The sequence below is a fragment of the Nitrincola tapanii genome, from assembly GCF_008368715.1.
Classification (GTDB): domain Bacteria; phylum Pseudomonadota; class Gammaproteobacteria; order Pseudomonadales; family Balneatricaceae; genus Nitrincola; species Nitrincola tapanii.
The window spans coordinates 107,942-113,941 of the sequence record NZ_SMRS01000009.1; the positions used below are offsets into that span (position 1 = coordinate 107,942).

Annotated in this window: 7 protein-coding genes; 4 read left to right on the forward strand and 3 right to left on the reverse strand. The window is 51.0% G+C overall.

Translation table 11 applies throughout. The features are described 5' to 3' along the window. Positions 1-40 precede the first annotated feature (40 nt). Genes prlC through E1H14_RS12140 form a run of 3 tightly spaced genes read left to right on the forward strand, consistent with a single transcriptional unit; the run spans position 41 to position 3,300 of the window. Positions 41-2,080 carry an oligopeptidase A gene (gene prlC, locus E1H14_RS12130; protein ID WP_149391749.1) on the forward strand — a complete coding sequence of 680 codons (2,040 nt, stop codon included), beginning with the start codon at positions 41-43 and terminating at the stop codon, positions 2,078-2,080. Between the two features lie 5 nt (positions 2,081-2,085). Next, positions 2,086-2,367, forward strand: a complete 282-nt coding sequence (locus tag E1H14_RS12135) for a YheV family putative zinc ribbon protein (protein ID WP_149391750.1) — start codon at positions 2,086-2,088, stop codon at positions 2,365-2,367. 60 nt (positions 2,368-2,427) lie between these two features. Further along, positions 2,428-3,300: a DMT family transporter gene (locus tag E1H14_RS12140; protein WP_200834099.1), complete on the forward strand. Its 873-nt coding sequence runs from the start codon at positions 2,428-2,430 to the stop codon at positions 3,298-3,300. 62 nt (positions 3,301-3,362) lie between these two features. Here E1H14_RS12140 and znuB read toward each other — a convergent pair whose 3' ends face one another. From znuB to E1H14_RS12155, 3 genes are read right to left on the reverse strand one after another with little or no spacing between them, the layout of a single operon-like run. Next, positions 3,363-4,151, reverse strand: coding sequence for a zinc ABC transporter permease subunit ZnuB (znuB, locus tag E1H14_RS12145; RefSeq protein ID WP_149391751.1), 789 nt, complete (start codon positions 4,149-4,151; stop codon positions 3,363-3,365). Beyond that, positions 4,144-4,953 (reverse strand): zinc ABC transporter ATP-binding protein ZnuC, encoded by an 810-nt coding sequence (gene znuC, locus E1H14_RS12150; protein WP_149391752.1) that lies wholly within the window; start codon positions 4,951-4,953, stop codon positions 4,144-4,146. Before znuC ends, znuB begins: the two co-directional genes overlap by 8 nt. Beyond that, positions 4,946-5,443: a Fur family transcriptional regulator gene (locus E1H14_RS12155; protein WP_149391753.1), complete on the reverse strand. Its 498-nt coding sequence runs from the start codon at positions 5,441-5,443 to the stop codon at positions 4,946-4,948. Before E1H14_RS12155 ends, znuC begins: the two co-directional genes overlap by 8 nt. 74 nt (positions 5,444-5,517) lie before the next feature. Here E1H14_RS12155 and E1H14_RS12160 point away from each other — a divergent pair. Further along, positions 5,518-6,000: metal ABC transporter solute-binding protein, Zn/Mn family (locus tag E1H14_RS12160; protein ID WP_160142064.1), on the forward strand; the 483-nt coding region annotated here is incomplete at its 3' end.

Below are 6,000 nucleotides of genomic sequence, written 5' to 3' on the forward strand. Positions count from 1 at the left end.
CGCTGTCGGCTGAGGTCTTTTTTGTTTCGGAGTCTGCACCATGAATAATCCGTTGTTGGAAAACCATCTTCTACCGCCGTTCAGTCAAATTCAGGTGGAACAGATTGAGCCTGCTATCGATCAGTTGTTAGAAGAAAATCGCGCCTTGATCAAAGAGATTGCAGAAAGTGAGCAGTTACTTACATGGCAGGATCTGGTCATTCGATTAGATGAGAGTGGTGATCGTTTGTCAGCAGCTTGGGGAGTGGCTTCACATCTTAACAGCGTGATGAATTCGGATGCTCTGCGTGAAGCCTACAACCGCTGCTTACCCAAGATGTCGGCTTATTGGACAGAGTTGGGACAGAATTTAGGCTTGTTCAAAGCCTATGAGCGTCTTGCTGAAAGCCAAGCCTTTGCACAGCTGAATCCGGCTCAACAGCGTGTGATTCGAAATAGTCTGCGTGATTTTCGTCTCTCTGGTATTGCTTTACCGGAAGCGGAAAAGAAGCGTTATGCCGAGATACAAGCACGTCTTTCTGAATTGAATAATAAGTTTTCTGAAAACCTCCTAGATGCGACTCAGGGTTGGTATTACCACACTACCCAGGTTGAAGCTTTAGCGGGCTTGCCTGAAGATGCGCTGGAAGCCGCAGCGTCGGCAGCTCGCAGCCGTGATCTTCAGGGCTGGGTGATTACCTTAGACTTTCCAGCTTACTATGCCGTTATGACCTATGCGGAGAACACAAATCTGCGCGAAACGCTATATCGGGCTTACTCAACACGCGCCTCCGATCAAGGTCCGAATGCGGGCCAGTGGGATAACTCAGCCGTGATGGATGAGATCCTGAGTTTGCGCCATGAGTTGGCCCAGCTCCTGGGGTTTGAGTCTTATGCTCATTACTCTTTAGCGACTAAAATGGCCGACACACCGGAGCAGGTGCAAGGGTTTTTAGAGGATTTGGCTCAACGTAGCCGCCCTGTCGCAGAGGCGGATCTGCACGCCTTACAAGCTTTTGCTCAAGAAACGACGGGTGTGGATAAACTAGAGCCTTGGGACATCAGTTTTTTTGCGGAAAAGCTCAAGCAAGCTCGCTACGCCATTTCACAGCAGGCATTACGCCCCTACTTCCCTTTGCCTCAGGTGTTGAAAGGCTTATTTAAGATGACTGAGCGCCTGTTTGGTGTTGAGGTGGAAGAGCTGGACGATGCTGACACTTGGCATCCCGAAGTACGCTTCTTCCGCTTGAGTCGTGAAGGTGAAACACTGGCGTATTGTTATCTCGATCCTTTTGCGCGTGCCAACAAGCGTGGTGGTGCTTGGATGGGGACCTGTCGCGTACGGCGTCGACGCTTGGATGGCAGTTTACAATTGCCAGTGGCCTATCTGGTTTGTAATTTCACACCGCCGGTGGGAGATACGCCGGCACTTCTGACCCATGATGAAGTGACAACCCTCTTCCATGAGTTTGGTCATGGTCTGCATCATATGCTGACGCGTATGGAGTACAGCGATATCAGTGGGATAAATGGTGTCGCTTGGGATGCCGTCGAGTTACCCAGTCAGTTTATGGAAAACTGGTGTTGGGAAGCGGAAGGCTTAGCTGAAATATCCGCACACTATCAGAGTGCAGAACCTCTGCCCCAAGATATGTTAGATAAGATGCTGGCGGCGAAGCATTTCCAAGCCGGTATGATGATGGTGCGCCAATTGGAGTTTTCCCTGTTTGATCTCAGACTCCACCGTGAGTATCAACCCGGACAGACGCAAATTCAGGCGGTATTGAATGATGTTCGGGATCAGGTTTCGGTGCTGAAACCACCCCGTGAAAATCGTTTCCAACATAGTTTCAGCCATATCTTTGCCGGAGGTTATGCCGCCGGTTATTACAGCTATAAATGGGCTGAAGTACTCTCGGCCGATGCTTTCTCACGTTTTGAAGAAGAGGGTATTTTTAGTGCTGAGGCTGGACGTGATTTTCGTGAGCAGATCCTAGAGAAGGGTGGCTCAGAAGAACCCATGAATCTATTTATTGCCTTCCGTGGCCGCGAACCAAGCGTTGATGCTTTATTGCGCCACTCCGGCATTACGCAAGGGTAAAATGTATGTCTGTGGTAAAGCGTTTTATTGCGGGAGCGGTTTGTCCGCGCTGTGGCAAGATGGATTGTGTGCGGATGTATCGTGATGAGGAGCGTGAGCATCGCGAATGTGTGGAGTGTGGTTTTAGTGACTCATTACGCCTAGATGGCCGCCCTGAGCCGACAGAGCTGGAAACCCGCGTGAATAGTGAGAAACCGAAATCGATTCCAAGGTTGGAAGCCGATGAAGTGCAGGTACAACCGCTCAAGTTCTATGTAAAACCCAAACAGGCACGCAAAGATCACTGATCCCCCTGCTTTTCCTTCTATACGCCAGACACCCGCAGGGTGATCTGGCTGAGAGTGTTTATGCATTCCAGCCTTGTCTATATGCTGATCTCAGCCCTGGGTTTTGCCTTGATGGCGGCTTGTGTGAAAGCGGTCAGTGCTTACGCAATTCCTTTGCTAGAAATAGTCGCAGCACGTGCCGCGATTTCACTGCTGATTAGCTATCTGGATGTGAAGCGTAAAGGCATTTCAGTTTGGGGGAATGAGCGAGGTTTACTCTTTGCACGAGGTCTTGTAGGTTCTCTAGCCTTAGTGTGTGTTTACTACGCTGTGAGTACCTTGCCTTTGGCTGAGGCCAGTGTTTTACAGTTTACCTATCCCGCTTTTACCGCACTCTTAGCGCTGATTTTTCTGCGTGAAGCGATACAGTTGCGGACGCTGCTCTGCTTAGGTTTCAGCTTCTTCGGCTTGCTCGTGATGTTGCAACCGCAGTGGCAAGAATCTGGGCTTGGCGGGGGGATGGATGCGCTGCCTCTATTCAGTCTGGTGGCTGCTTTAGCGGGCGCTTTTGGCAGTGCCGTGGCATATGTGTTGGTTCGGCGTTTAAGCCAGACGGAAGACAGCTCGGTGATTATTTTCTATTTCCCGCTGGTAGCTCTGCCCGGCTCTTTGCTGTTTCTCGGCCAGGATTTTGTGATGCCGAGCTTGCCGGCTTTGCTTTTATTGCTGGGTGTCGGGGTTTTTACTCAGATAGGTCAGGTAGGTTTGACTAAAGCGATGGCACTGGAAGGCGCCGCGAAGGTGAGTGCCTATGCTTATGTTCAGGTGGTGTTTGCTGCCCTACTCGGCTGGTTCTTTTTCCAAGAAATTCCCAGTCTGTGGACACTGTTAGGCGGTGTGCTCATCCTGTTCGGTGCTCTAGCGAATAGCTGGCCGCAGCGTCGAAACTGTTAGACCGCTAAACACCGAGCCATCATGCCGCCTTCTAGAGTTTCAGATCTCAGTCTGCGGCGAGATTAGACACGTCGGCTCGGCAGGCTATAGAGGAATAAAAATAGCAATAACGCACAGACCACTACAGACGGCCCGGCAGGGGTATCAAGATGCCAAGAGGCTAGGATGCCCCCGCTCACGGCCAACATCCCTAGTACGGAAGCAAACAGGGCCATCTGTTCTGGTGTGCGTGCCAGGCGTCGTGCGGCAGCAGCGGGGATAATGAGCAGTGAAGTGATCAATAAGATCCCGACAAGTTTCATGGCGATGGCGATGACGACCGCGATCATCAGCATCAGTGCTAGACGCACCTGACCGACGCGTACCCCTTCAACGCGCGCTAACTCTTCATTGATGGTAATCGCCAGCAGTGGATTCCATAAGCGCCAGAGCAGGAGGAGAATCAATCCACCGCCTCCCCATACCCAGAGTAGATCCGTAGGGGCTAAGGCCAATAGATCTCCAAACAGGTATTCCATCAAATCGATTCGTATGGAATCCAGCAGCGCTACAGTGACCAAGCCAATTGAAAGTGTGGAGTGCGCCATAATTCCTAACAGAGTGTCGGTCGCGACCCAATGCTGCTTTTGCAGGAAGACTAAAATCACAGCCAGTAGAACACAGCAGAGCATCACCGCCAGATTGAGATTGACCTTGAACAAAAAGCCGAGCGCGACGCCCATCAGTGCGGAATGCGCCAGGGTATCACCAAAGTAGGCCATGCGTCGCCAGACCACAAAGGTGCCCAGTGGCCCGGCCACCAGTGCCACACCCAGCCCGCCGAGAAGCGCTAACCAAAGAAACTCAGGCATGAGGTGTCTCTCCTGAACTGCCCGTATGGCTACATCCTTCTTCGGGAGAAGGATGATCGAGGATGATGTCACCATGAATATCATGCTCGTGGTCATGGTGATGGTTATATAGGGCAAAAGCTTGCGCGTGACGTTCACCAAAGAGTGCAACAAATGAGGGGTCACGACTTACATTAGCGGGATGACCCGAACAGCAGATATGCTGATTTAAGCAGATGACATGGTCAGTTGAAGACATCACCAGGTGCAGATCATGCGAGATCATCAGGATTCCACATTGGCGCTGATCTCGAATTGAAGCGATCAATTGATAAAGCTCCGCTTGTCCATTTAAATCCACGCCTTGTACGGGTTCATCTAATACCAGGAGTTGTGGATCACGTAGAAGCGCACGCGCCAGCATCACCCTCTGAGTTTCCCCACCCGAGAGGTCATGAAAGGAGTGTTCAAGTAGATGTTCAGCCCCGACCTGACCCAGTGTTTCCTCAAGTTGTTCAGGGTTGGGCTTTAAACCTATATGCAGAAACCGCTTCACCGTGAGTGGCATGGTGCGGTCAATCTGCAGTTTTTGGGGCATATAACCTATGCGCAGATTCGGCTGGCGCCAGATCTTTCCCGAACTTGGCTGAATCAATCCCAGTACGACACGCACGAGTGTTGTTTTGCCGGCGCCATTCGGACCGATCAAGGTGGTAATGCAATCATCGTGCAGCCCTAGAGAAACCTGCTTGAGTGCACTATGGCGATTAAATTCGACGCTCACTTGCTCAAGTCGAATCAAGTCACGGTGTGTATTAGGCATGATGTGAGTGCTCACTCCGGCACGCTGGGCAGATACCAAGCACTTCAACGGTTTCTTGTAGAATTTTAAAACCTAACTCGTCCGCTTGAGCCTGTAAGGCTTGATGAAGGCTAGGCATGGAGCGTTCTTCCGCAAGCTGACAGATTTGGCAGATAAAGAAATAGCTGGAGTGTTCCTGATGCGGTTGCGAGCAGCCTATAAAGGCATTTAACGAAGCCAGGCGGTGTACCAACCCCAGTTCCTGAAGAAATTCCAGTGCACGGTAGACTGTTGGGGGGGCCGAATTGAATCCGGCTGCAGCTAAGGCTGGCAGAAGATCATAAGCACCGAGTGGTTTGTGGCTTTGCCAGATCAGCTTAAGCACCAGCTCACGAATCGGTGTCAGACGTTGTTCGCGCTGACGACAGAGGGCACGTGCACGGCTCATCGCTTGGTCGATGCAGTCTTGGTGATTATGGTGTCCGGCAAAAGCGCAGTGATCAACCGACATGATTTACTCAACGAATGCAGAAAAGAGTGTGTTATATTATAACTTAAGGTTCGTTTTACAGGAAAAAACTCATCATGCCAAAATTCAAGCCATTCGTCCTCAGTTTGCCCTTGGCGGCCACCGCCTTTTTCGTGAGTTCGTCACTTTCGGCTCAACAAGTGTTGGTCAGTGTCAAGCCCTTACAGTTGATTGCACAGGACGTGATGCAGGGGATTGCTGAACCTGAACTCTTAGTGCCAGCGAATGCGTCACCTCATGGCTTTAACTTACGCCCTTCGGATATGCAGCGACTTCAGGAGGCGGATCTAGTCTACTGGGTTGGGCCTGAGATGGAGCAGTTTCTGCAGCGACCTCTGCAGCGCACATCGGCACGTGTGATTGGCTTGATGGCGGCGATCGAAGGCGAGGAGCCTAGTGATCACGATCATAGCGATCATAGCGATCATAGCGATCATAGCGATCATAGCGATCATAGCGATCATAGCGATCATAGCGATCATAGCGATCATAGCGATCATAGCGATCATAGCGATCATAGCGATCATAGCGATCATAGC